The organism is Aeromonas sp. Y318-3, assembly GCF_027706185.1.
GTDB lineage: Bacteria > Pseudomonadota > Gammaproteobacteria > Enterobacterales > Aeromonadaceae > Aeromonas > Aeromonas veronii.
This window is the reverse complement of the sequence record NZ_JAPDCN010000010.1, coordinates 137,754-161,649: the sequence shown is the minus strand read 5'-3', so window position 1 is coordinate 161,649 and position 23,896 is coordinate 137,754. Positions and strand designations below refer to the sequence as shown.

At 60.6% G+C, this 23,896-nt stretch carries 11 protein-coding genes; 1 reads left to right on the top strand and 10 read right to left on the bottom strand.

The features are described from left to right. Positions 1-120 precede the first annotated feature (120 nt). The 7 genes from nrfF to nrfA form a co-directional block, all read right to left on the bottom strand. A complete protein-coding gene (gene nrfF / locus OKB77_RS15150; protein ID WP_265776476.1) occupies positions 121-1,314 on the bottom strand; it encodes a heme lyase NrfEFG subunit NrfF in 1,194 nt (397 codons plus the stop codon). Further along, positions 1,311-1,925 (bottom strand): DsbE family thiol:disulfide interchange protein, encoded by a 615-nt coding sequence (locus OKB77_RS15145; RefSeq protein WP_244776063.1) that lies wholly within the window; start codon positions 1,923-1,925, stop codon positions 1,311-1,313. Before OKB77_RS15145 ends, nrfF begins: the two co-directional genes overlap by 4 nt. Beyond that, positions 1,922-3,889 (bottom strand): heme lyase NrfEFG subunit NrfE, encoded by a 1,968-nt coding sequence (gene nrfE / locus OKB77_RS15140; protein WP_265776486.1) that lies wholly within the window; start codon positions 3,887-3,889, stop codon positions 1,922-1,924. The genes OKB77_RS15145 and nrfE overlap by 4 nt, the downstream gene beginning before the upstream one ends. A gap of 306 nt (positions 3,890-4,195) precedes the next feature. Continuing rightward, entirely contained in the window at positions 4,196-5,149 is a 954-nt protein-coding gene (gene nrfD, locus OKB77_RS15135; RefSeq protein WP_265776477.1) for a cytochrome c nitrite reductase subunit NrfD, read from the bottom strand. A gap of 87 nt (positions 5,150-5,236) precedes the next feature. Next, a complete protein-coding gene (gene nrfC / locus OKB77_RS15130) occupies positions 5,237-5,929 on the bottom strand; it encodes a cytochrome c nitrite reductase Fe-S protein (RefSeq protein WP_265776478.1) in 693 nt (230 codons plus the stop codon). Continuing rightward, a complete protein-coding gene (gene nrfB / locus OKB77_RS15125) occupies positions 5,926-6,525 on the bottom strand; it encodes a cytochrome c nitrite reductase pentaheme subunit (RefSeq protein WP_265776479.1) in 600 nt (199 codons plus the stop codon). Before nrfB ends, nrfC begins: the two co-directional genes overlap by 4 nt. Positions 6,526-6,578: 53 nt before the next feature. Continuing rightward, the gene (gene nrfA / locus OKB77_RS15120) at positions 6,579-8,015 is read right to left on the bottom strand and encodes an ammonia-forming nitrite reductase cytochrome c552 subunit (RefSeq protein ID WP_404974338.1); all 1,437 of its coding nucleotides are present in this window, start codon (positions 8,013-8,015) and stop codon (positions 6,579-6,581) included. A gap of 726 nt (positions 8,016-8,741) precedes the next feature. Here nrfA and OKB77_RS15115 point away from each other — a divergent pair. Next, entirely contained in the window at positions 8,742-19,436 is a 10,695-nt protein-coding gene (locus OKB77_RS15115) for a retention module-containing protein (RefSeq protein ID WP_270817926.1), read from the top strand. Positions 19,437-19,534: 98 nt separating this feature from the next. On the opposite strand, the gene glpC is transcribed toward OKB77_RS15115, so the two are convergent. Genes glpC through glpA form a run of 3 tightly spaced genes read right to left on the bottom strand, consistent with a single transcriptional unit; the run spans position 19,535 to position 23,717 of the window. Further along, positions 19,535-20,737 (bottom strand): anaerobic glycerol-3-phosphate dehydrogenase subunit GlpC, encoded by a 1,203-nt coding sequence (gene glpC / locus OKB77_RS15110; protein ID WP_075115084.1) that lies wholly within the window; start codon positions 20,735-20,737, stop codon positions 19,535-19,537. A gap of 51 nt (positions 20,738-20,788) precedes the next feature. Next, complete coding sequence (glpB, locus tag OKB77_RS15105; protein WP_265776481.1) at positions 20,789-22,054, bottom strand: glycerol-3-phosphate dehydrogenase subunit GlpB; 1,266 nt, start codon at positions 22,052-22,054, stop codon at positions 20,789-20,791. Next, a complete protein-coding gene (gene glpA / locus OKB77_RS15100) occupies positions 22,044-23,717 on the bottom strand; it encodes an anaerobic glycerol-3-phosphate dehydrogenase subunit A (RefSeq protein WP_136502201.1) in 1,674 nt (557 codons plus the stop codon). Before glpA ends, glpB begins: the two co-directional genes overlap by 11 nt. Positions 23,718-23,896: the final 179 nt, after the last annotated feature.

Here is a 23,896-nt window from a genome sequence, read left to right as displayed (position 1 = left end):
GTGACTCCAGAGGTTGGCCAAAGAGAGCCGTATTGTTTGGCGGACGAGTCAGAGTGGCAAGTGATTTTACGGTCGGCACTGGTCTGTGCCGACGGGGAGGGCCAAAGTGACAGGAGGCGGTCAGCCCCCCATTATGCTTGCCGTCTGGATCGCCTCGATCAGCGCGGCCCGGTTGATACGAGGGCGCTCGCCATCGAGCAGTTGCTGCCACAGCGCAATGGCCTGACTGTAGCGACCATGCAGGAAGTGATCGGAGGCGAGCAGCATCAGGGCGCTCACTTCCCCCGCGTCCTGCTTGAGGGCACTCTCCAGCAGGCGGGTTGCTTCGGGAGTCAGCTGCTGGCCTGCCTGATAGTAGAGTACAGTGGCTTGGGCGGCCTGGGTCGCTGCACTGGCGCCCCCCTCCAGCAGGGCAATACGCTTATAGGCGAGCAGGGCGTTGTCATATTCACCCCGATAGAGATAAAGCTGGCCGAGCGCCGCCCAGCTGTCGAGATCGGCGGGGCTGCGTTGAAGCTTCTGATGCAGACTCCCCAGCTCCTTGTCTTGCAGATCCCGCGGGCTCAACCCCGCCAGCGGATCGGGACGGGATGCATAATCCTGCCATGCCTGATAGCGGCCGCTGCTGAAATACACAGCGGCAACGGCCGCGATGGCCATGATGCCAAGCAGCAACAAGGCCCGCCCGTGCTGGTTATTGCGGCCGCGATTGTCACGCTGGCTGGCCAGTTGCGCGCGCAGGGCCAGCTCAGCCGACGGGATGGCGTTGGCCAGGCGGGCGGCGCTCAGCTCCCTGTAGAGTGGTTGGTCGGGGGCGAGGCCTGCCTGCTCCCCGTGCATGATCAGCCAATTCAATTCGCTGCGGGGATCGGCGGCGGGTTCATGGATGGCCTTGGCTACAGGGATGGTTTGTACCTGTGTGCGCGTGAGGCGGCGAAACAGGGTCAACAGCGCCAGCCCCAACAGCAGCAGGGGACCGCCCCACAGCAGCGCAGTGCTGGCCTTGAAGGGGGGAGCGTAACGGACGAAATCGCCGAAGCGCTCTGTCATGCGGGTGATCACCTGCTCATCGCTCTGCCCCTCGTCCACCCAGCGGTAGACCTCTAGCCGCAGATCCCGCGCGATGGGGGAATTGGACTCCACCAGGTTCTGGTTCTGGCACTGGGGGCAGCGCAGGGCGCGGGCCAATTCCTGAGCGCGGGTCTGCCGCTCGGGGTGGCGAAACTCATAGGTATCGACCCCGCTGGCATATGCAGTGGCACTCAGCAGCATGCCGAGGGCCAGCAGGGAGCAGGCAAGAGAACGGCACATCATGGCTGTGTCTCCCGAGCTGATGTTGCAATAGATGGCGCAATAGATGGCGCAATCGCGGGTGCCGTTGTGGCGGCCTTCATCTGTGCGTCCGTTCGCGCCTGGTCGAGCAGGGGGGCAAACTGGCGTTGCCAGATCCCTTTGGTGAGTTCGCCGGTATGGCGGGCGAGCAGGGTGCCATCGGCATCAAACAGATAGGTCTCAGGCGTGCCGTAGACACCGAGCTCAAGGGCCAGTTTGCCGTCGGGGTCGGCCAGCACGGCGCGATAGGGGTTGCCCGCCTGGATAAGCCAGGCGCGGGCCGCATCCCCCTTGTCCCGGTAGTTGAGACCGTAGAGGGGCACTGTTGCCGCGAGCTCGCTGAGCAGCGGATGTTCAGCGCGGCAGTTGGCGCACCAGCTGGCCCAGACGTTAAGCACAAAGGGCTCCCCCTTGAGGCTGGCGGTCTGGATCGGACTCCCATCCAGCAGATTGTCGCTCTGCCACGCAGGCAGGGTACGTCCGAGCGTCGCGTCATCCTGGCTGTAGGGATTGTTGCCAAGGCCGAGCCAGAGCAGGGTGCCGAGGCCCAGGGTCAGCAGCAGTGGAAGAAAGAGGCGCAGGCGGGATCTCATAACGCCTCCTGTTCGAGCGGGTGATGGGAGGTGCCAACCATAACGGAACGGGAGGCGAGCAAGGGGCGACGGGCGAGCAGACGCAGGGTGCCGCCCGCCATCATCAACAGGCCGCCGAACCAGATCCAGCGCACCAGCGGCTTGTAGTGCAGCCGCATGGCATAGGCATCTGGTCCCATCTTCTCACCCAGTACCACGTAGAGATCGCCGAGCATTCCCCACGTAATGCCCGGTTCGTTCATGTTCATGGTGCGCACGCTGTAGTGGCGCCGCTCCGGTGTCAGCTGCGCTACCTCTTTACCGCTCTTGTGCACGCTAAGCGTGATCCGCTCGGCGGTATAGTTGGGGCCGATCACCGGCTCGCGCCCCTCATAGCGAAATTCGAACGCGCCGAGTTGGTAGGGTTGGTGGGCACCAAGCACTGTGCCCCCTTCCTGACTGTGGTGACTCACCTGAGCGATGCCGAGGGCACACACCGCCACCCCGAGGTGGGCCAGCAGACTGCCAAACCGATTGAGGGTGAACTCGCGCAGCGACGTCGGTTGCAAGAGCGGGAGCAGCAGGCTGGCCATCAGCCAGAGGCTCACCATATTGGCGAGGATGCCGTTCCAGTTACCGGAAAACGATCCCTGTTCCAGATAGGCAAGGCTAATGAGCCCGCCGCCAAGCAGGCCAAACAGCGGCGGCAACAGAGCGTTTAGTCGGGAATGTGTCGCAAGCTGCTGCCAGCGCAGGCGTGGCAGCTGGGTCATCAGCGCCATCAGGCAGAGGGCAAGCGGTACGAAGATGGCATTGAAATAGGGGGCGCCCACCGAGAGCGAGCCCAGATGAAGTGACTGGAACACCATGGGGTAGAAGGTGCCGAGCAGCACGCTGGCGCAGGCCACGCAGAGCAGCAGGATGGCGGCGCCGAGCAGCCCCTCTTTTGACAGCAAGCCAAAGCGGGCATAGGGGGCGCGAATGTCTGCGCGCAGGGCAAACAGGGTGAGGGCGCAGGTTAACAGCAGCCCGAGCAGCAGCAAGAGGGTGAGCCCCCGGTTGGGATCCACTGCAAAGGCGTGCACCGAGGTGAGCACCCCGGAGCGCACCACGAAGGTGCCGAGCAGGCTCAAGGCGAAGGTGAAGATGGAGAGCAACAGCACGGCGTGGCCGTAGGCGCCGCGCTTCTCGCAGACGACAAGAGCGTGCAGCAATGCAGTGCCGAGCAGCCAGGGCAGCAGGGAGGCGTTTTCTACCGGATCCCAGAACCACCAGCCGCCCCAGCCCAGTTCGTAATAGGCCCACCAGGAGCCCAGCACTATGCCGGCGGTGAGAAACACCCAGGAGCCGAGCGCCCAGGGGCGGCTCCAGTGGGTCACTGCGCCATCCAGTCTGCCCGAATGGAGCGCCGCCATGGCGAAGGCGAAGTTGACCGCAAAGCCGACGTAACCGAGATAGAGCAGGGGCGGGTGAATGATAAGGCCGATATCCTGCAGCATGGGGTTGAGATCGCGCCCCTCCTGCGGCCCCGGAAACTGGCGGTCAAACGGGCTGGAGAAGATCAGGGTATAGAGGCCGAAGAGCCCGACGATCAGCCCCATGATGGCCAATACCCGGGTTGTAATAAGCGGATCGACCCGCCTGGAGCAAAGGGCCACCAGAGCGCCCCACAGCCCCAGCGCAAAGACGAAAAAGAGCATGGAGCCTTCATGGCCGCCCCACACCGCCGCCAGCTTGAAGCCCAGCGGCAGGGCACTGTTGGCGTGCTGGGCCACATAGCTGACGGTGAAATCATCCTGGCCAAAGCAGCTGGCGAGCAGCAGCAGGGAGGCCAATAGCAGGACGGCATTGATCAGCGCCAGCGGCGCTGCGCTGCGCAGCAGAGTCGGGGAGGCGAGCCGTAATCCCAGCCAAGGCAGTGTGCCCTGCAGCAAGGAGAGTGCCGCCGCCAGCAACAGTGAGAGATAGCCGAGCTCCGCCAGCACATAACCTCCGGTCAATCATTCGTCTATGTTATGCCGCAGCGTCTGCACCGTACCGGCGCTGGGGGATAACATCCACACTCCTGGCAACAACCAATCGCAAAAACTCATCGCCACAAATAAGCGCCAGTCACCCGAAGGTGGCTGGTGCTTATCCCCAGCTTTCAATAACCGGTTCACGATCCGTCGTGAGAGGTCGTCAGCAAGGTAAAGAGCAGCGCAGGAACCGGAGTGTATGTGAATACATGAGGATTCCGAGCAGCACATGAGCCTTGATCACGGCCTCGCAACAGGAGCGTGAACCGGTTTTTAAACTACCGTCATCTGGCCAGCATAAAGCACGAAGTAGCGCAGCAGCAGGATCCCCACCAGTGTCAGGCTGCAGACCAGCACCAGATGGCCATTGCGCTCCCGCAGGGGCGCCGGGGTCAGCAGGGCCAGCAGTTGGGGCAGCAGCATGCCGATGCCCACCACCCCGAGCCAGAACACCTGAGCCCAGAAGCCGCTGCCGATGGCGGCCCACATCGCCACCTCTTTCTGGCCGCCACCGAAGTAGAGGCCGGTAAAGAAGCAGACCAGCAGCAATACCTCCATCGCCAGCACCGGCCGCTCGAAGCGATGGACAAAGCTCACCCCCTGGCTGTGATGGTTCTCCTTGAAGATCGTCACCGCCAGCAAGATGGTGGAGGCGATGCCGGAGCTGATACCCGAGACCAGAAACAGCACTGGCAGCACCGGGTTGTTCAAGAGCGGATAGGTCTTGAGCGCAGAGAGCAGAAAGCCTGTGTAGGCCCCCAGCAGCACGGCAAGCAGCAGCAACAGCGGGGCCAGCAGCCGCTCGATGCGGGCAAGCCAGCCAATCAGCCCATCCACAAAAGCGAACTTCTCTTTCAGCAACCGGCTGCGCATTGTCTCGATCTCGGTGCGAAACACCACCGCCAGCCAGGCGAACAGCACCGCCATATAGAGCTGAAACAGCATGACCCCCATCGACATCACTGAGTCGAACTGATAGTGGAACATCAGCTTCCAGAAGGTCCAGGGGCGGGCCAGATGGAAGATAAGGATCAGCAGCCCCAATATCACGCTTGCCGGCGCCAGAATGGCGGTCGCTTTGATGATGCCGCTCTCGCTGCCTGCCCCCTTGCGGCGCAACAGCACCGAGAGGGTGGTGGCCCCGGCGGAGATGCCGAGCAGAAAGAGATAGATAGCGATGGGCCAGTCCCAGACAAGGGAAGGGAAGTGAAATGCGTCATGCAACATGATCCATTCCTCCCTCTGTTACTGCGGTAGATGGCGATCGGACAAATCCCCAGATAAGGGAGGGAAAATAAAATGCCGCTTGCATGGTCATGACGTTATCTCCCCTTTGGGCACGCGGTACATCTTGGGCGAGGTGCCGAGCGCCTGCTTGTAGCGATAGGTGGTCTCCTTCACCAGCCGTTGAGCGATGGGGCTGTCCGGATCATCCAGATTACCGAACACCAGCGCCTTGGTGGGGCAGGATTCCACGCAGGCCGGCTCCTTGCCCGCCGCCAGGTTGGTCTTGCGGCAAAAGTCGCACTTGTCCGCCACTCGGGTGACCGGGTTGATAAAGCGCACCTGATAGGGGCAGGCGGCCAGGCAATACATGCAACCGACGCAGAGATCCGGGTTGACGTCGACGATGCCATCCTCCTTGCGGATATGGGAGGCACCGGTCGGGCAGACGTGTACGCAGGGGGCGTTGTCGCAGTGCTGGCACGATTTGCGAAAGAAGCGGTACTCGGCATCGGGAAATTCACCGATAGGGCCTGAGCGGATGATCTCGAGGCGCGAGACCCCCTGTGGCACCTGATTTACCTCCCGGCAGGCGTCCATGCAGGCGGTGCAGCCGATGCAGGCCGTCTCATCGTGGATCATGCCATAGCGTATCCCGTCGATGGTCTGGCTGTGGGCGATGGGGGTGGCAAGGGAGCGGGTGTTGGCACGAGCAGTCCCCGTCATCATGATAAGGGCCCCCGCGCCCATGCCCGCCATAAAGTCACGGCGAGAGCAGCTCATGAGGCCTCCTTGCCGGTAGCCGGTTTGGACTGCTCCTGCCGGGCCTTGCTGGCCTCATGCTGCTTGCTGTGGCAGTCGACGCAGAGCTTGATTCGGGATTTTTCCGGGATCCCCACCATGGGCTCCTTGGCCGGATGCAACTGGTGACAGCTGGTGCAGGTGAGCTTGGTGGCGTGCACATCGTGGGCCCAGAGCGCCTCGCGCAGCTCTTTGGGCTCGTGGCAGCTCATGCAGACTCCATTCTGCTCGCTGATGGGATAAAGCTTGATGCTCTCTTTATCCTTCAGGCTGTGGCTAAAACGCATCACATCCTTGACCCCTTCCCGGTGCTGGGGGGAGGGCTGGCCGTGGCAGTTGGTGCAGGTCACCGGCTTGAGGTTGTTGGGATTGGTCGCCTGACCATGCTTGCCGTGCATCCCTTCGCTCTGTTCCTTGTGACAGTCGGTACAGGCCTTGTCGGGATTGCGTAAAAATTCCACCTCATGTGTAGCTGGAACAGGGGCTGCTGCTGACTCGGCCGCCTGACCCTGCAGGCTGGTGAGCAGCATGGCTGCCATCAGCATCAGTCGTAAAAAATCCATCGTTAAATCACCCATAGGAAGCCTCCATCCGCTGCGGGCCCGACTTGGCGCCGGGCCCGCAGGCGCCGTTACTGTGCCAGCCGTCCGGCCGCTTTAGCCTCGGCATCCCAAGCGGGGACCGTGGTCTTGAGGAACTGGGCCTTGTCGCTGTTGAACTGCTTCATATCCATGCCAAGGGCCGCTTGCGCTTTCTCCTTGGTGGAGATGTCGGGGATGGCGATTTCGTGGCTGATCCCCTTGCTGGCCAACAGGCGCGCCAGCTTGGTGCGGGCGTCAGCGGCTTTATCCAGCGCGCTGCCAAGTACCTTGAGGGCCACTTCGGGGGCGTGCATCTGCACCCCGTGGGAGGCGATGGCGTAGTCCCAGCGCCACTGGGCGTGACGGATGTCCTGCAGAATATCCTTCATCTCTGCCTCGGTGGCGCCGGCATCCCAGGCCGCCTTGGCTTCAAAGTGGGCGTGTACCAGCTGCTTCTCGACCTTCAGCTTGGTCTCGATCACCGCCTCTTTGCGCTGTTTGACAATCCCTTGCAGCATCTCCTTGCTCTGGGTGTGGCAGTTGCGGCAGGTCTGCTCGAAGCGATCGAAGGGGTTACCCACCTTGTGATCGGTGTAGACCTTGCCCTGCTCGTTCTGCACCTTAGGCATGTGGCAGTCGACACAGGCGACGTTGTTCTGGCCGTGAATGCCAGCGCGCCAGGTTTCGTACTCGGGGTGCTGGGCTTTCAGCATGGGGGTTTTGGAGAGGGCATGAGTCCAGTCGGCAAAGCCGATTTCATCGTAATAGGCCTCCATCTGCTCAACCGTGGTGCCCTTGTCCCAGGGGAATTTGACCGCCTTGGTGGGGCCGCTGAAGTAGTACTCCACGTGGCACTGGCCGCACACCTGGGACTGCTGATCAAAGCGCCCCTGATCCTTGAACGGCTTGCCGATGGCGGTCATGGCCCGATCGGCATAGGGACGGGAGAGGTGCAGGGCAGGTTTGCCCTCCTTGAACTCCTTCGAGGCGGTGTCGTGGCAGTCGGCGCAGCCGATGGTGTTGACTACTTCCGGCCCGCCTTTGGCCCACATCCCCTTGAAGTAGCCATCCTCACCCTTCTCGTTGATAACGCGGGCCACATCCGGGCCTTTGCAGCTCCAGCAGGCCATGGGCAGCGGACCATCTTCGGCTGTTTTCGGGGCGCCGGTACGCAGGGTTTCCCGCACGTCGGTCAGCGCATAGAAGTGGCCGCGCGGCTTGTTGTAATCCTTGGCGAAGGGGTAACCGCCCCACAACACCACCATATTGGGATCTTCCGCCAGCGCATCGGTGCGCTCCTTGCTTTCGCTGGTGGCTTGCCAGCTGGTGAACTGATCGGCGTGATCCTTGGCGAACAGCTCGCTGCGCGCCTCTATCTTGCCCTTGGTGGTTGCGTCATCTGCCTGTGCCCAGCCGCTGGTGCCAAGGCTGGTAGTCAGCAGCAGGGTGGCGAGGCCCAGTTTGATATGCCTGTGTTGTGAACCCACGTTTATCACTCCCAGATAAATGTTTTGGTCTCGTCTGACCCGTTCCATCTTGGTGTGGATCTTCCCCCCGTCCGGCGGGGTGGGCAGACATTCGCTTGCGGGTGAATAAAACCGCGCAATATATGATTGCTCGAGGGTTACCCTAACAAATAGGTAAATTTAATGATGATTTATCGGAGGGAGAGTTGTGCCAGATCAATTGGTGAACAGGATTGATCGCTGAAATGAGATCTGGATTAAATTTTATGGAAACTCAACTTCTTGTTAACTGCCGAGCATTCGATGGCAGGAGTTTGATCGATACAGTTGCGTACTGGCACTTTTTGCTGCTGATCCTGATTGCTGCCGTATTGTTCACAGATTTTGGTAATGTCTTATGCTAATAATTGACTAAATATGCAAATCTGCGGTGTTGTGGTGTGAGCTTTTGACCTTCGGATTATGATCCATTTATTGAGGCTGCAGTGGATTTATCGTCAAACGACAGAAATGGTCACATGAAGTCTGATAGACCTGTTAATAAAGGTGATTGAATTGGGTTCATCCAAATCTCATTTTATTAAAAAGGGCCTGTTAGATGCACAATCTTGTAAGTTATGGCCATTTTATGGCAATCATTGTCGAAAATAGCGAAAAGACCCACTTAGTCTGGTGCGGTATGATTATTGAACAGACAAGTGCCCTGTAGGTACTGATGTTGGTGGTTAAGGTTTTGCTGGAGGTTGTATGGCAGAGTTGCAAATTGAAAAGTCCACGGTGATCACCCAACTCAAGGGCTCCGTGTTTGTCATCAGTGCAGATGGATCTGTCATACGAGCAAAGGTGGGGATGGCATTGCAGCCGGGGGATCGCCTGCAAGCTGCCCAAGGTGGCCACTTTCAACTAGCCGAGCCGGGCAGTGATCCTGCTGGTGAGCAAGATATGGCCGCCAAACCTGAGCCTGCTGCTGATGGACAACCGACTGATCCGGAACTGGCCTCGTTGCAAGAGGCGATCCGTCAGGGTATTGACCCGACCGAATTGTTCCAGGAGACCGCCGCCGGCAACGCAGCCGCTGCGGGCAATATCGGTGGTGTGGCCGGTTCCAGCTCGGGTGGTTTTGTGGTGGTCGAGCGTACCAACGATGCCACCCTGGCCGAGGCCGGTTTTGATACCGACCATGCGGTGCAACCTGTCGGCGATGAGCTGCTGTTTTCCGAAGAGCGCGATTTCTTTGCCGCCATCACCATCACCGAGCCCCAAACCAGCGACAACATTATCAACGCCGATGAAGCGGCTGGCGTCATCATTCGTGGTGTGGTGGATGATGTGGAGGTAGGCCAGCCAGTCACTGTGATCCTTATCGATCAGGCGGGAAATTCACTGACGGTGACGACCGTGGTGCTGCCCGGCCTGGTGTGGGAAGCCAATTTTGGCGATGTGACCGGCAAGTTGGTGGATGGCCCGTTGCAGATTGTGGCCAACACCCAGGATCAGGCGGGCAACAATGCCAGCGACACCGGACAGACTCTGCTTGATACCATCACCACCATTACCCTCGATCTCGCCGATGAGAGCGACACCGGCGCCAGCCAGATCGATGATCTGACCCGCGACAATACCCCGCTGCTGCAAGGAAAGGGGGAGCCCGGTGCCACCGTAACCCTGAGCCTTGGCGGTAGCGTGCTCACCGTCCTGACGGTGGATGCCGCCGGTAACTGGCAATATCAGCTGCCGCAGACCCTGGCCGATGGCCAGTACCAGTTTCAGGTCAATTCCGTGGATATTGCCGGCAACCGTGCCAGCGATACCCTCGTTATCAATGTCGATACCCAGGCCTTTATCGATATCGATGATCTCGATTCCGCAGCCCTGTTTGGCAACAGCAGCGCCACCCTGAGCGGCTCCACCAGCAATGTGGAAGCGGGTCAGAGTGTCATCATCACTTTGGTCGACAGCAATGGCCAGCCGCTGTTGACCACCTCGGCACTGGTGGGGGCCGATGGCCGCTGGCAGGTATCAGGTCTTGATCTCTCCGGTATCAATCAATCCTTTGAAGTGCGTGCCAGTGTCACCGATCTGGCGGGCAATAGCGCCAGCGATGGGGCACCGCTGATCGGTCAGAGCGAGACCCTGACGCTCTCCGAAGCCGGATTGGCCGGTGGCCCGATCTCCGCGACCGGTAGCCTCAATACCGGTGCTGGCCAGGATGGCAATCTGCAAGTCCAGTTCGCCGCCGACCAGAGTGCTTTGGAAGGGCTGGGGCTCGTCAGCCATGGCGCGCCTCTTGGCTATACCATCAACGGTCAGACCCTGACCGCCAGTGCCGGTGGGGCGACTATCTTCACCCTGACCCTCAACAATGACGGCAGCTACCGCATCGTCTGGAGTCAGAGCCTGGATCACGGTCAGGACGCGTTGCGCCTGCCGTTTAACCTCGAATATCGCGACAGCGACGGCGATCTGGTGAAGGCGCCGCTGGTGATCAATCTGGTGGACAGTAATCCGCCCAGCTTCGAGATCCCGGCCATTCCTCTGACCGAAGATGCCTTTACCAACGGCGCCGCCGTGGTGGGCGAGAGCAGCTTTGTAGTCAAACACACCGCCGATCCTCTGCTGGTAGAGTCGTTGGTGTTCAGCAATCAGAGCAGCACCCTGACTACCCTCAACGGCTCGGGTCTTGCCAGCGATGGTCATCCGCTGACCTTTGAATTTGCCGATGATCGCACCTTGGTGGGTTACTACCTGGATGGCAGTGGTCAACGGGTGGAGGTGCTGCGCGCCGAATTGAAGGCTGAGCAGCAGGGCAGCGATCTGGCTGGGCGGGTAGTGGTCACCCTCACCGGCCCGCTCGATCATCAGGGCAGCGACACGCTTTCCCTCGGTTTGCAGGTGAGCGCCAACGAGATCGATGGCGACAGCACCAGCGCCAACCTGACCCTGACCGTCAATGATGGCAGTGATCCCGCATTGGGCATCGACAAGGGGGTCGCCCTGCAAGAGGGGGGCAACCAGAGCATCGATGGCCAACTGCCGGTGACGGTGGGGAGCGATCGTTTGGTCTCCCTCAATTTTGAGGCGAGCCAGCCGGCTTTGGCGGGGCTCACCAGCCAGGGCAAGGCGACGACTTACGAGGTTCAGGACAACCAGCTGATCGTCAAGGATTGGCAGGGCAAGACGATCCTCACTGTTACCATCGGGCTGGATGGCAAATACAGCGTCTCCCTGACCGGGGTGTTTGACGAGCCGGAAGCGACCAACAGCCTCAACCTTGGCCTGAAGGTACAGGGCTCAGATTTTGACGGCGACAAGAGCAATCTCGGCACCCTCAATATCACCATTAGCGATGGTGCCTTGCCGCAGGTTAATCCTGTCTCCCTCACGCTCACCGAAGATAGCAACTGGCAGCAGGGCCAGACCCTTGACGGCGATCTGGCTATCACTGCGGGCAGCGATCCGCTGGCCAGCATCACTTTCGATGCCAATCAGCCGGGGCTGCAAGGGTTCACCTCGGGCAAGCAGGCCGTGACCATCACGGTGGCCGACCATCGTATCGAGGGGCGTACCCCAGATGGCAAGCTGGTGTTTGAGCTGACCCTCGATAACGATGGCAAATACAGCTTCACCCTCCATCAACCGCTGGATCAGGGCAGTGCCGACAGCCTGCTCAAGGCGGGCTTTACCCTGCTCGACAGCGATGGTGACAAGGTCTCCTCCACCATTACCGTGGCGGTGGGTGATGGTGCCAATCCGACCATCTCTGCCGTGACCGGCACCACTATTACCGAGAAGGCGCAAGGGGAGACGGCAGCGGTCAGCACCATGAGTTTCTCGGTCGCGCACGGCAGCGATGCCCTTGACCCCAACACCCTCGGCTTTGATATCGCCGCTATTCAGAGCACCCTGACCGGACTCACCAGCCACGGCAACCCGGTTACTTTCACCATCGATCCCGCAACCGGCCAGCTGGTCGGAACCGCCGGTGGCCAGGTGGTGCTGCGCGCCGAGCTGAGCCTGGTCGATAACAACGGTAACTGGAGCGTCACCGCCAAGGTCACCCTGAGCGGCGAGCTGGATCACAAGGGGAGTGAATCCCTCAACCTGCCGCTTGCCGTCACGCTGGCTGACAAGGATGGCGATCGCATTGGTACCACGCTGCCGCTCACCATCGTGGATGGCAAGGCCCCAAGCTTTATCCCGGGCAAAGGCGTGTCCCTGGATGAGGGGGACCTCACCGGCAGCAACAGCTTGAGTCAAACCGGTCACTTCGATGTGCAAGCCGGGTCGGATCGGGTGGTGGAGGTGGTGTTTGCCGATGGCAGCCAGCAACCGGCGCTCACTGCACTTGGCCAGCCCGTCAAATACGAGCTGGTTGATGGGGACTCCGCCATCCCCGGTAGCCAGCTCATCAAGGGTTATGTGATGGTGGATGGCCAGCGGGTCGAGGTGTTTGAGGTCAAGCTGATTGGCAGCCTCGATCAGGCGGGCAAGAACGGGTTTGACTATCAGGTCACCCTCTATCAGGGGCTTCATCAGGGCGGCAACGCCGTGACCGAGCTGCCCATCAAGGTGATCGTCAACGACTACGACAAGGCGGGCGGCAACAACGACAGCACTAGCGGCACCCTCAATATCCAGATTGGGGAGGGGGAGAAACCGACCCTCACCCTGACTGGCGTCACCTTAAGCGAAGGGCGTTTCGATGGCGCCAACTCGGCCGTGGATGACCAGCAGGCGAGCGGCAAGATCACCATCAAGGCTGACTCGGATCCGGTGACCGATGTGCGACTGACCCTCTTCGGTCAGGTTATGGATGCCAGCGGCAAGCCCATCACCCATAACGGCGAAACCCTGACCTGGAAAGCGGTTGGCACCGATGGCCACACCTTCCAGGCGGTGACCAGTGGCGGTCTTGTAGTGATGACGGTCTCCATCCCCACCGTCCCTGCCACCATCGCCGCTCATACCAGCGCAGAGATAGGTTATCAGGTGACGGTGCATACCAACCTGGATCACGGGGCGGATAACAAACTCAACCTGACCTTGCCAATCAAGGTAACCGACAGCGATGGCAGCGTGATCACTGGCAGTACCACTGCGGTGATCACCGATGCTGACAATCCCGTGATCACATCTATCGAGGGGGTCACCGTCAAGGAGTCGGATCTCAATGGGGGCAGTGGCCAGCATAGTGGCACAAGTCCCTCAGGCAGGGGAGAAGTTGCCATCGGTCAGGTGGCGATTGCCGCCGGGAGCGACCGGGTGGCTTCTCTGCAATTGGATGTGGCCCGTTTCAACGCCCTCAACACCCTCACGTCGGGGGGCAAGGTTGTCACCATTGGCGCCGATAGCCAGCCGGGTGTCTATCTTGGCAAGGACAGCGCAGGCAAGCTCATCTTCAAGCTGACGTTGGATGTCTCCGGCCGCTACACCTTCGAGCTCATCGGCAATCTGGATCACAGGGCTCAGGGCAAGGATCTGCTGGATATCCAGCTGCCGTTACAGGCGCGGGACAGTGATGGAGACCTCAGCGCAGAAGTGATTGGTCATGTGAGCGTGCAGGATGATGTGCCCGTCGCCGTGGATGCGAACAAGACCCTGAATGAAGGAGCGAAAGTGACCGGCGATCTGCTGGCCACCGCCAGTGAGGGGGCGGACGATGCAGTAGTGAAATCGGTCACCATCAATGGCACCGAGCACCCCATCGCCGCAGCGGGCAATACCACCATCTCGGTAACAGATGGCACAGGACAAGTCATCGGCACTCTGGTGATCAATGCCGAGGGTAACTACAGCTTCACTGCCAGGTCGGGCATTGATCACAGCAACAACACTCTGGTGCAGCAGATTGAGTTCCACCTGATGGACGGTGACGGGGATATCGATGATGGGGTCCTGACCCTGACCATCCGGGACGAGGCTGGCACGCTCAGCGTGAGCGCCGTCACCGGCCAGGAGGATGCCGGAGCAACCGATCCTAGCCAGGGGATCCCCATTACCATGAATCTGGATGTGGGGGATTTCGATCGGGGTGAGCATGTGGAGCAGCTGCTTATCCAGGCACCTGCCAATGCCCAGGGAACCTTCTATTTCAACGGTGTCGCGCTGACCACCATTACCCTGGGTGGCAAGACCTGGTATCAGGTGCCGCCTGAGGCCATGGTGGCGGTGGCCAACACCAACGACAAGTTCCAGCTCACCGGTGTCACCTTCGTGCCTAACCACGACTACTCGAACTACGACCTCGGTGGCAATCCGCTGCGCTTCCCGGTGCAGTTGCAGGTGGGCGTCACCGAGGGGAGCAAGCCCCCGGTGCTCACCGGCAATCTGGACATCACGGTGCAAGGTATTGCCGACAAGCCACTCTGGGATGGAGCGAGCACAAATCAGCACTACACCACCAATGAAGACAGCACTGGCATCGCTCTCAATGTGAAGGCCACTCTCACCGACATCGATGGCTCCGAAACACTGAGCTACCAGATCAAGTGGGAGTCGGGTCAGGGGACGCTTACCCTGAACGGCAAGGTGCTTACCCCGGGGGCAAACGGCCTCTATACGGTGGCTGCTGGCGACATCAACAAGGTGACTGTGGTTCCCGGCAAGGATTTCAGTGGTGACATCAAGCTGTCGGTGACGCCGATCAGCACCGAGAAGAACCCGATCGTTCAGGGTCAGGGTACGGCGCAGGGAGACAAAATTGATCTGGTGATCAACGTCAATCCGGTGGCCGATGACGCCAAGCTCACCGTGCGTGACATTCAGGGCAAGGAAGACACCCTGCTCGATCTGGGCAGCAAGATTGCCCTTGCTCATCTGGGTGACAAACTCGATGGCTCCGAGCAGATGTTTGTCCGCATCAGTGGTCTGCCTGACGGTGCAACCTTGTTGCTGGGTGGTTCCGCCGTTGCACAAAACATAGCCGGTTACTATGAGGTTCCTTTTGATCGGATTGGCGAACTCAAGCTGCAACCGCCGAAAAACAGCAACGTCGATTTCGATCTGACCATCAAGGGGGTGGTGAAAGACACGGCGACCTTGACCGATGCCAACGGCCAGACCCATACCGTGGTGAACGAAAAGGAGACCGGCTCCCAGACCCTTCATGTGGATCTGGTGGGGGTGGTGGATCAGCCTCACTTCGAGCTTGGCAATACCGGCTGGGAGGCCGAAGGGACAGGCTATGCCATCACAGTGGGCGAGGATGGACGGGCACCGCTCAACTTTACCCTCACCTCGGGCGAGTGGGTCGATACCCCACACGATACTTCCGAGAGCCTCAACGTGGTGCTGCAAGGGCTGCCGGAAGGTGCCCGGGTCTTTGATACCAATGGCAAGGAGCTGACCCTCACCTTTGCCGGACTCGACGCACATGGCAAGCCGACCTATCAGGTCGATGTCTCCGATTTTGGCAACCTGCTTATTCAGCCGCCCCATAACAGCACGGCGGATTTGAACCTGATCGCCAAGGTGGTAGTGACCGAGAACGATGGCGATCACAAGAGCTTCGATGTGCCGCTGCATATCAAGGTTGAACCGGAGATTGACGCCACCGACTACAGCAAGACCAGCCATGGCCTGGAAGATCAGTTTACCGTGCTGGACTGGCATCCGACCCTTACTGACGGCGCCGAGAAGGTCACGGCACTGAGTCTCTCCGGGGTGGAAGATGGCTACCAGATCTGGCTGCGAGTCGGCAGTGTCGAGAGTCCGCTGACCGTGGTCAGTGGCAAGGTCACCCTGACAGCCACCCAGCTCGACAGCCTGCTCAACGGGGGGCAACTGCTGGTGAAGGCACCGGAGGATAGCGATCGGGATACCAATATCCAGAGCCATGTCACCGTGACCCAGCATGATGTGGATTCGGGCGCGGTGGCCGAGAAGGTGATCGATGGCAATCTGCATGTCGATATCCAGGCCGTGGTGGAGCCCGATGGCGTGCTGACCCAGAGCGGTGGAGCTCTCGTGGGGCAGAGCGGTGCTGATATAGACCTGACTGGACGCTTCGTCTTTACCGACCTCGATCCCTCGAGCGTGGAGGAGATCGACTATCTGGTGATCAACCTGCCGGTGTTGAACGGTGGTGCAGGCGATCAGTTCGTTGTGGTTGGCGGTATCAACAACGGTAACGGCAGCTGGATCGTGCCGGCGGGCAACCTCGGCAGCTTCAAGCTGCATGCGCCGGACGGGTTTGTCGGCAAGGTCGAACCGATCCGCATCGATGCCATGGTTATCGACCGGGGCGACGATGGCGATGCCAGTGCCCATGTCAAAGTGAGCCTGGAAACCAGCGCCGAATTTGAGAACCAGCCAGTGACGCCCAAGACGCCGGCGGCGACTGTCGATATCGACGACAACGCCGTGCTGGTGGGCAAGGAGGATATCCGGGTTGATTTTGGTCAGCAGCTCAAAGGCGTGATCCATATCGGCGCCGCCGACCAGGCGAGCGACGAGGTGACCATTGTCCTCAAGGGGCTGCCAGCGGGCGTCACCATCAGCGGGGCCGAGTACAACATCTCGACCGGTGAGTACGTCATCAAGGTGCCGCCGTCACTGGCGGGCCTGGAAGGGTTGACCCTCGGCTTGCCGCAAGACTTTGCCGGTTCGCTCAATATCGAGGTGAAGGTGGTGAATACCGATACCGCCAGTGGCGACATCAAGGTTGACAGCAGCACGGTACGGGTCGATGTGGCCCCCGTGGTCGATGTGAATGGTGGCCGTGGCGAGCATCCGGAACTGACACTGACCGTGCAGGACACCAACCAGGACGGGCAGCCGGACAATCTGGAAGATAGCGAGATCCACCTCGATCTCTCGGTGAAACTGGCCGATATCAGTCCCTCCATCGCGGGCGGCGGCCTCGAAACCGTGGAGCGGGTCACCATCACGGTGGATGCGAAATATGGTTACTTCCTCGATGGCAGCGGCAAGCCGGTCAACACCCTGGTGGTCAACGATGTGGCAGCCCTCAAGGATTTGGTGTTTGTGCCCAAAGAGCATTTCAGCGGTCAGGTACCGCTCGACATCAAGGTCGATATCGTCGATACCGCGCTGGTCGGCGGCCAGCAGGTGACTGACAGCGGCAGCTGGAGCGGACAGGTCGGCTTTGAGGTGAGACCGGTCAACGATCCGGCCCAGCTTTCGGTGCGTAGCGTCACGGGGAGCGAGGATGGCACGGTCAACCTTGCCGGATTTGGCGCAACCCTAATCGATAACGATGGCTCGGAGCAGATCGTCGCGCTGCAGATCAAGGGGGTACCGGATGGCTTCACCCTGTCGGCTCCGGCGGTCAACAATGGCGGCGGCGTCTGGCAGATCCCGGTGGGGACCGATTTCTCCAAGCTGACCCTGATCCCGCCAGCTGATTTCAGCGGCACCGTGGATCTGTCACTCAGCGCCTTTACCTTGGACAAGGGGCTCACCATCCCGCTCGAAACCAGTGGCAGCTTTACCGTTACCGTTAATCCGGTGGGGGATGCCCTTATCGCCGACATTCAGGGTCAGGCGAGCGGTACCGAAGGGGATGTGATTACTCTGGATCTGGGGCTGGAGACCCGGGATACCCAGCCAACCGGCGGCAGTGCGGGTAATGTGTATGAGAACAAGCCCGAGCAGGTGCGGGTCACTATCGAAGGGGTGCCTGATGGTGCCGAGATCCGCTTGCCAAATGGCGTGGCGGGGACGGTTGTTGATCTGGGTGGCGGTCGCTGGCAGGTCACTACCGAGGGAGGCAAGCTGGGTGCTGTCGAGCTGGTGACCAATGATGCCAACGGTGCACTGGATCTCAAGATCACGGCCCAGAGCCTCGACAACGGCGCCCTCGGTCCCGAGGTCAATGGCACCATCCATGTGGATGTAAGCCCGGTCAACGATGCGCCAATCAACGTATTGCCAACGACCCCTCAGGTCGCGCAGGAAGATCAGCCCTTCGTCATCCACGGTTTGCAGGTGAAAGATGTGGATGCGGGCAACAGTCCCATCAAGATCACCCTGTCGGTGGAACATGGCACCCTGACGCTACCTGCTGGCAGCGGCGTGACGGTAGTCGGCAACGGCACCGGTTCGCTGGTGCTGACCGGCACGCTGGCCGATCTCAATGCCTTGCTCTCTGGTGGGGTCACCTATCAGGGCAACAGTGATTTCTACGGCAATGACGCCCTGACCATGGTCACCAACGATCAGGGGAACACGGGTAGTGGCGGGGCACTCAGCGATACCGATGTGCTGCCCATCGAGGTGCAGCCGGTCAACGATGCGCCGGTCAATCAGCTGCTTGGCAGCATGACGGTGAAGGAAGATGGCTCCCTGTCGCTCTCCGGTGTCAGCGTGAAGGATGTGGATGCAGGCAGTGCGCCTGTATCCATGGTGCTGCGGGTCGAACATGGTGTACTGACCTTGCTGGGTGCAACCGGTGCCGTGATGGTGCAGGGGGCGGGTACCAGCGAGATCACCCTGGTGGGGTCGTTGGCTGATCTCAACCAGTTGCTGGCAAGCAACCTGCACTATGAACCGGCCAAAGATTTCTGGGGAGAGGATACCCTTACCGTTACTACCTCCGATCAGGGCAACAGCGGTGCGGGCGGTTCTCTGAGCGACACCGATCAGGTGACCATCACGGTCACTCCCGAGCCGGATATGCCGGGTCTGACGGTGGATCAGCATGCGTTCCATGCCTTGCAGGGGGCCGTTATCCCCCTTGGCATCAATGCCAGCGTGGTCAATCCGGCCTCCGGTGAACTCTCCATCCGCATCAGCGGCCTGAATGGGGCGCAGGTGCAGGATGAGCATGGTCAGAGCATCGGTCATGCCGATAACAATGGCGACTGGCTGATCCCAGCCGATCACTCGGTTCCGCTCTACTTCAGCGGTTTTGGCGACGGTGACCATGTGCTGGGGATCAGTGCCGAGTCGAGTGTCGGCGGTTCAACCGTCAGCACGCCCCTTGAGACCATCACGGTGCATGGCCAGAGTGGTCATGAGCTGGTCGGTTCCGATCAGGGGGATTGGCTGTTTGGTTCCTCCGGCGATGACCGTCTATTGGGGGGGCATGGCAACGACATCCTCACCGGCGGGGCTGGCAGCGATCTCTTCGTTTGGCAGTACGGGGATGAGGGGAGTCAGGGGCAGCCCGCCATCGATACCATCACCGACTTCCATCCGGAGCAAGGGGACAAGATCGATCTGGCTGATATGCTGCAAGGGGTCACTGGCAATGGTGTCGATGACCTGCTCAAGCATCTCTCAGCCTCGGTGACCACGGGGAGCAATGGCCTGAGCGATGTTAACCTCTCGGTGGCGCCAGCCGGGGATGGTCATGTGACCCAGCAGATCACCCTGAAGGATGTGGACCTGACCAGCTGGAATCTCACCAGCACCTCGTCCCACGATATCCTGCAGAGCATGCTGGAAGATCAGCATAGCCTGATCATCCAGCACCCCTGATAGCGTGCGTGAAGCGTAAAAAAGAAGAGCCGGCAATTGCCGGCTCTTTGTTTATCTCTGCGTGGATTGTTTTTATGCGGCCGCAAGGGCCGGGGGATTCAGGCCAGCGCCTGGGCCAGCAGGTGGATCGGATGTTCACAGCGGAAGCTGGTGCTCATCTCGATCTGCCATTTGCAGGTCTCGCAATCGGTGATCACCAGATCGGGGGAGAGGCGATTGATTTGATCAAATAGCCCCTCGCCGATGGTCTGGCTGGTCTGGTAGTTCTCCGACTTGAAGCCGTAGGTACCGGCGATGCCGCAGCACTGGGACTCCAGTACCGTCACCTTGACCCCGGGAATGGCGCGCAGCAATTCGAGGGTGTAGATGACGCCCCCCATTTTTTCCATGTGGCAGGGGGTGTGGTAGGCGATGTGCAGATTGAGCGGCTTCATCGCCGGTTTGTTGCCCTTGTAGAACTCGTTCCACAGGAAGCGGGTCACCAGCGAGATGCGATCCCGCACCTTGTGGTTGTCCTGCTCCAGCAGGTGGGGATATTCATCGCGCAGGGTAAAGCCGCAGGTGGAGGAGGTAGCCAGCAGCGGCATCTCGTTACCCAGCAGGGAGTTCTCCATCTGCTTGATATTAAAGGCCGCCTGTTGCTTGGCCTTGTCCATGAAGCCGTTGGCAATTAGCGGCACGCCGCAGCACTTCTCCCGCTCAAGCAACTGCACACCGATGTTCATGGCGTTGAGCACCTGTACCAGCTCCTTGCCGAGTTGCGGGTGGTTGTAGTTGACGTAGCAGCCATGGAAGTAGGCGATCTGCCGCGCAAAGCGGGCCTGAGATTCTTTTTGCTTCTTGTACCAGCCGCGGAAGGTGCCCTGGGAGTATTTGGGCAGGTCGCGGTGGGATGAGACCCCCAGCGCCTTGTCCAGCACCAGCTTCATCGGCTTGAGGCCGGTGGTGAAGTTGACTACCGGGGCCATCAGGGTAGACATGCTGCCCATCAGATCGGTGTGGGAGAGCACGAACTCGCGGATCCCCGGTTTGAAACCGCTGTACTGATGCTTGGCCTTGGCGATGATATCGCCGATGCGCACCCCGCTCGGGCAGGCTACTTCGCAGCGTTTGCAGTTGGTGCAGTGCTTGAGGGCGCTGTCAAAGAGCTCGGGGCTCTTGATCCGCAGCCGCTCCCCATCCGGGCCCGCCTGTTTCGGGCCGGGGTAGGCGGGGTTGGCCTTGGCCACCGGGCAGTAGGCGGTACAGACGGTGCATTTGATGCACTGATCGAAAGTTTGGTTGGCGTGATCCAGTAGCATGTCAGTTCTCCTCCCGGCGATGATGAAGACACGGGATATGGGACGTAGTAATCATTGGGCCGCGCCCAGAATATGGCCGGCAGCCTGCCAGCCGGTGGCAACGGCAACGCCGGAGCCGGAACCTTCACGAATTGGGTCGTAATGGGCCAAGACACTGCCCGCGCCATAGAGGTTGGTGAGCGGCTTGCCGCCACGCAGCACTCTGAGTTTGTCGTCGGTCTTGACCCCGAAGCCCATGAAGGGGTGATGGTCAAACAGGCGACGACCGGCCCAGGCATCACGTTCCTCCAGACTCAACACATCGGCATCGAAGATGGGTTCGCGAATGCCACGCAGACGGGATTCCAGCCCGCGGCTGAAGAAGCTGCCGGAGGCAAGCACGAAGTTGTCCGCCTCGAACAGCTGATCATCGCCATTCTGGGTATGTACGCCGACTACCCGGTCACCTTCGTAGCGGGCGCCCAGTACCCGCTCGCTGGTGAGGAAGGTGCCGCCAAGGGCCATAAAGCGGCGCTTGAGCGCCTCCTGCATCCGCATCCCGATCAGTGACGGCGGCATGGTGGCCACCTCCTTGATGGTGCAGCCGGTACGCTGTTCCAGCTCCGCCAGACGTGGGCCAACCAGCCCGAGCGACAGGCAGGCGGGCAGCACAATATGGCGGCAGCCGGGTACACCGCTCTCCTGCACCATGCGGCTGATCTCGCGGGCCAGATCGGCCACCAGATGATGCTTGTCACACAGGCGCGCGATGTCGGCTGAGCGAAACTCGTGGGGATTGCGGCTGAATTCCGCCAGCTGGGGCAGGCGGATTTCGCCGGTCAGAATGCGGCAGTGGGCAAAGCGGGGATGGGTCGCCAGATTGGCTGCCGCCAGTGCCGGATGAAAGTCACGAAAGCCCTCGAGGGTGGCCAGCAGCAGCACGTCCGGGAGCGGCGCATCGGTGACGCAGGCACAGGTATCGGGGGAGAGCCAGGTGCGCTTGAGGGTACCGATGGGAGTCAGGCGCTGGTGATTGGTGTCTTGGCGAACCAGCGGCAATCCCTGTTCGGCGCAGTGGCGCTGCAGATCGGCCAGACTCGCTTCGATATTTTGCATTCCTACTTTGCTGTAGGGGTGATCCGGATGGGCAGCCATAAAGGCGGGCAGGGCGGCGCGGGGATCTCCCTCGCTTTCGAGCAGATCGACCGAGCCGGAGGAGAAGTGCAGGGCACTCTGGCCGGAGGCCATCAGCAGGGTCTTCTGGCCTGCCTCCACCAGCCGCAGGGCAGCCGAGAGTCCCGCCATGCCACCGCCGATAACGATATTGTCAAACTTCATGACGGCTCTCCTTGTGAGTGGTCTCGCTGGTTGGGCCGCGTGGGGTATCGGCAACCAGCTGCGGCGCCGTCCACTCTCCCAGGCCAAACAGCCCTTCGTAGATCCAGTAGGTGAACTCGGCCTCGCGCAGGGCATCGCCCCACAGGACGGGGCGGGTTCCCTTGTAACGCTCCTCCAGGAACTGGCGCAGCATTACACAGGCTTGACGGCCGTCTGCCTTGCCGTACTCCTGCATCAGTCCGGCGGCGCGGTAGGCGCACAGCTCGCCCTGACAGGGGCCCATGCCCAGGCGGGTTCGACGGCGCAGATCGATGAGGTTGTCCACATCCAGCTCGCGCAGGGCGTATTCGATTTCACCCGCGGTGACCATTTCGCACTCGCAGATAAGGGCGTTGGCCTTGGGGTTGTCACGGAAGAAGGCGATGACCCGCTCGCCGTGGCGGTATTGGGCTGAGCCTTCGACCGGCACCGAGAGACCGGGGGCGGAGACCTTTTCCGGATCCCGCGAGCCGGGCAGGCTCAGTTCGGCGGTCTGGCAGGGTTTGCTGTTGCCGAGTTTCTTGGCCAGCAGATCGGTGGCCCACTCCGCCATCAGGCGGTAGGTCATCAGCTTGCCGCCGGTGATGGTGTTGAAGCCCTTGAGGCCGTCACGCTCGGCGTGATCCAGCAGCACGATGCCGCGACTGATGTTGCGGCCGGTGTCGTCACCGTCCACCGCTACCAGCGGGCGTACCCCGGCATAGGCGCGCAGCAGGCGGGTGCGCGCCATGATGGGAGCGAGCTTGATCCCCTCGCGCAGCAACACTTCGACCTCTTCGGGTTCGACGGTGAGCTGGTCAATCTTGTTGTAATCGATGCGACTGGAGGTGGTGCCGATGAGGGAGATGGTGTCGCCCGGCACCAGAATGTCCGCATCCGCCGGTTTGCGGGCGCGGTTGAGCACCAGCTGGTTGATGCGGTAATCCATGATGAGCAGGGATCCCTTGGCCGGGAACATGCGGATGCCGAGATCGGCGTATTCGCAAATTTGCTGGCCCCAGATGCCGGCGGCGTTAATCACCTCCTGACACTCCACCTCGAACGCTTCGCCGGTGCGGGTATTGATCGCCTTGACCCCGTGTACCCGATCTTGCGTGCGCAGCAGCCCCAGCACCTTGCAGTGGGTGAAAATGCGGGCGCCGTGCTCTTTCGCGTCCAGCACGTTGGCGGCGGCGAGGCGGAACGGGTCGACCGTACCGTCCGGTACATGGATGGCGCCGATCATCGCCGGGTTGGCGTTGGGCTCCATGCGCAGGGCTTCACCGGGATCGAGCTGGCGGGTTTCGATACCGGCCAGGGCGCAGGCATCCATAAAGGTGGTTTGGAAATTGATGTCATCTTCCGGCAGGGTGAGGAAGAGGCCGCCCGTGTCCTCGACACAGTGGCTGGCGATCCGCTTGAGGATGCGGTTTTCCTGGATGCATTCGCGGGCGGACTCCTGATCCGTCACCGCGTAGCGGGCACCGGAGTGGAGCAAGCCGTGGTTGCGGCCGGTGGTGCCGGCGGCGATATCATCGCGCTCGAGCAGGATGCAGTCGATGCCGCGCAGTGCGCAATCGCGCATGATGCCGGCCCCTGTGGCACCGCCGCCTATGATGACGACTTGTGTAGTTATTCTTTTCATTGTTGCCCGTCTCATCTCTTCCAGATGAGGCCAGTGTGGCCTACTTCTGAGTGGAAATGTTTGATATGGGCCAAATTTGCGCTCGCAAACGCTCATTTGCTCGCGCGTTAATGAGCATTATGTGACATTTGTCACGCTTGTTATCGCATCGGTTTGTGGGCTGGTGGCGAATAACAGGC